Consider the following 3,102-nt stretch of genomic DNA (forward strand, 5'->3'; position numbering starts at 1 on the left):
AGGCAGCGAGTGCTGCGTATGCCCCTGAGGTCATGATGGTCTCGAACGCGATGGGGGTCAATCGCTTCAGTCGGGCTTGTCTTCGTCGGCGGTGGTAGGTCCGTTCTATCCAGGACACGATGGCGATGCGGAGTGCTTCGCGTGTGGCTCAGCGGCGGGTGTCGAGGACGCTCTTCTGTAACAGGGCGAAGAACGATTCCATGGCCGCGTTGTCGCTATCTGCTCCAACTCGTCCCATCGATCCGACCAGTTGGTGCCGGTTGAGGGCGTGGACGAATTTGCGGGACCGGAACTGGGCAGATTCAATCGGTCGTCGCAACACCTGACGTTTGTAGTGACTGTGAGTGATTCTCGAGAGCATCTGCGGGAGTTCGCCATCCGAGGGTCTTTCGCGGCCGCGGGTTGAGGGTGTACGAGATGGCCGCAAGGTCGCTTGCCGTCCACCGGGACAGGTCGGTGCCCTTGGGGAAGTACTGGCGCAGCCGGCCGTTGGTATTCTCGTTCGAGCCGCGCTGCCACGGTGTGCGCGGGTCGGCGAAGAACACCGGTAGACCGGTAGCGACAGTGAATTGGGCGTGCGCCGACAGCTCCTTGCCGCGGTCCCAGGTCAGCGACCGCAGCAGGTGCTCGGGCAGCTCAGTGATCGTCCTGGCCAGAGCCCGCGACATGCTCTCGGCGCCGTAGCCGGACAACGCCGGCCCGTTCTTTACCCGCGGAGACTGGCCGTACCCTTCTTCGCGGGGCAGGTGCACGAGCATGGTGAACCGGATAGTGCGTTCGACGAGCGTGCCGATCGCGGAGCGGTTGAGCCCGATGATCAGATCGCCCTCCCAGTGCCCGGGCACGGCCCGGTCTTCGGCCTCGGCGGGACGCTCGCTGCGTGTGATGTCCTGCAGGAGCAGGTTGATGCGCTTGAGGGTCTTTCGGTCCTGCTGTTGCCGCCAGAGAGAGTTCTGCCAGGCGATGTCGTCCCAGACCAACAGCACGTCAGTCGGCATCGAGCGAGTCGCGCTCCTGGCGGCGGCCGGACTCGAGCCGCTCCATCGCATCGAGAAGCCGTCGGGCATTGGCCGGCGATCGCATCAGGTGGGCGGTCTCGCGCAGGGACTCGTACTCGTCGAGGGAGACCATCACCACCGGCTCGCGACCGGCACGGGTGATGATGACCTCTTCGCGGTCGTTGATGACCCCGTCGAGGACCTCGGCGTAGCGCGCCCGGGACTCGGTGTAGCTCATCGTCTTCATCCCAGTCGCTCCTGTTCGCGAGAGTGCATGGAAGGAAGCGCCAGCGCTCCACCGTGGCCACCCGTGCCCGGTGCTCTGTATTCGGCTACTCGCCGGAGAGCCATTCCGACAGTCTGGGATCGGCTCGACGGGTAGGACGGTAGTCATGTGCGAAGACGGCCGAGACGATGAGGGATACCCGCGGATCCCACCGGAGCGGGTGGTGGCGTTCGGGTTCGAGGACGTCGCAACCGTCGCCGCCGGATGGCCCTCCGTCCGGGCTCGTCTGCGGCAGGTGAACGCCACCGCCGTCACGCTCGCGGTGGGCCGAGCGGACTGGTTGGCGTTTCCCTTCCCGGCCGCGCGCGGATGGGAATCCTCGATCGTCGCCCGGACCGGGCGCGATTTCGTCCGCGAAGCCCTGACGGGGCTGGACGGCCTCGGCGTCACCCTGATCATCGACGCGCTCGCTCCCCGGGCCATCCGTCGCGACCCGAGCCTTGCCGGACGGACGGCTCGGGGCGCCGCCTCCGCGGAGTTCCTCTCCGTCTCCGCCCTCGACGGAGGGTACTTCGGCGCGCACCTGGAGGCCGTCTGCCGCGAGGTCGCGCGCCGGTACCGGCCGGAGAGGATCGGCCTGACGGAACTGATGTTCAACGACGCCACCTTTGGCCGTGGCGATCTGGCGCACTTCACCGCACACACGGGGCGGTCGGGTTTCCCCAGGAGCAAGGACGGGGGGATCGATGTCGACCACCCGGCCATCCACCGGTGGCGCTCGGACTCCCTGGCCCGGCTACTCGGCCGGATCTCCGCGCAGGTCGCGCGATTCGGTGTTCTGGTGGAGACGGATGTCCGCGCCAACTGGAAGAACCCCCACGGTGACCGGGCGGACTCCGGCCACGACTACGCCCTCCTCTTGAAGTCCGTCGACCGCATCGCGGTCTGGAACTACTTCGCCCTGGCGGGCGTGGGCCCCGGCTACGGAGCGGACCTCGCCTCGTCCCTCGGACGTCGCTTCGGCGATCGAGTCGTCATGGCGACCGGACTGTGGGGCCGGGGAGGTCGTGTGATCTCCCCGGGGGACCTGGGCGAGGCTCTCCTCGCGGTGGCGTCCGCCGGGGCGAACGCGGTCTCCGTCATCCCCGCCAGCCTGATGGAGGAGGGCCACTGGGTGGCCCTCGAGGGGGCCTGGGGTGGTCCCCGCCGGCCGGGCCCGGCCGGCGGGGCGGGCGGTTAGGAGAGGCCGCCGAGCAGCTCGGCGGGCAGCAGTCCGGTCAAGGAATCGGTTCCGCTGCCGGTGTCGCTGCCGAGCCCCGGGATCAACGAGCCCAGGCCCAGCGAGCCGAGAAGCGGGACGGCGAGCGATCCCGCGGCGAGCGATCCGAGTGAACCGAGTGCTGAACCCATGGAAATTCCTCCTGTGATCGGGCGTGTGACGTGAGGCTCCGGCGGTCGGCGCTCACGGTGACGAGCCTAACAACGGGAGTCGGTTCCTCGTGGCGTTGTGGCCGCCTCCGACGGTGGGCGCCGCCCTCCCGCCGGGCGCCGTCAGGACGGGTCGAGCCGCGTCACCACCCCTCGGTCGCCGTCCACGCGGACCCGGTCGCCGGTGCGCAGCACCTGGGTGGCCACGAGGGTGTTGACCACGCAGGGCAGGCCGTACTCGCGCGCCACCACGGCGCCGTGGGAGACCGAACTGCCGATGTCGGTGACCAGCGCGCCGATCACGGTGAAGTACGGCGTCCAGCCCACGTCCGTGACCGGCGCGACCAGGATCTCGCCGCGCCGCACCTCGCGGGCGTCGGTGATGGACCGCGCCACCCGCACGACCCCCTCGACCGAGCCGCGGCCGGCGGGACGGCCGACGATCTGGCT

General features: G+C 69.1%; 4 protein-coding genes and 2 pseudogenes. 1 reads left to right on the plus strand and 5 read right to left on the minus strand.

Annotation, left to right across the window (positions count from 1 at the left end; translation table 11 throughout):
- The 3 genes and pseudogenes from B4M60_RS08665 to B4M60_RS08675 form a co-directional block, all read right to left on the minus strand.
- Positions 1-298, minus strand: a pseudogene (locus tag B4M60_RS08665) (IS3 family transposase); the annotation flags it as partial.
- Between the two features lie 4 nt (positions 299-302).
- Positions 303-884 (minus strand): annotated as a pseudogene (locus tag B4M60_RS08670) (IS30 family transposase); the annotation flags it as partial.
- Between the two features lie 103 nt (positions 885-987).
- Positions 988-1,245, minus strand: a complete 258-nt coding sequence (locus tag B4M60_RS08675) for a type II toxin-antitoxin system Phd/YefM family antitoxin (RefSeq protein WP_291082325.1) — start codon at positions 1,243-1,245, stop codon at positions 988-990.
- 274 nt (positions 1,246-1,519) lie between these two features.
- Here B4M60_RS08675 and B4M60_RS08680 point away from each other — a divergent pair, with 274 nt between their 5' ends.
- A complete protein-coding gene (locus tag B4M60_RS08680) occupies positions 1,520-2,464 on the plus strand; it encodes a hypothetical protein (protein WP_291082330.1) in 945 nt (314 codons plus the stop codon).
- Here the strand turns inward: B4M60_RS08680 and B4M60_RS08685 are convergent.
- Positions 2,461-2,634, minus strand: a complete 174-nt coding sequence (locus tag B4M60_RS08685) for a hypothetical protein (protein ID WP_291082333.1) — start codon at positions 2,632-2,634, stop codon at positions 2,461-2,463. The two genes, B4M60_RS08680 and B4M60_RS08685, sit on opposite strands and share 4 nt — an antisense overlap.
- A 141-nt stretch (positions 2,635-2,775) precedes the next feature.
- A partial coding sequence (locus B4M60_RS08690) for a PEP-utilizing enzyme (protein ID WP_291082335.1) occupies positions 2,776-3,102 on the minus strand: 327 nt, incomplete at its 5' end.

Source organism: Dietzia sp. UBA5065 (assembly GCA_002415925.1).
Taxonomy (GTDB): Bacteria; Actinomycetota; Actinomycetes; order Mycobacteriales; family Mycobacteriaceae; genus Dietzia.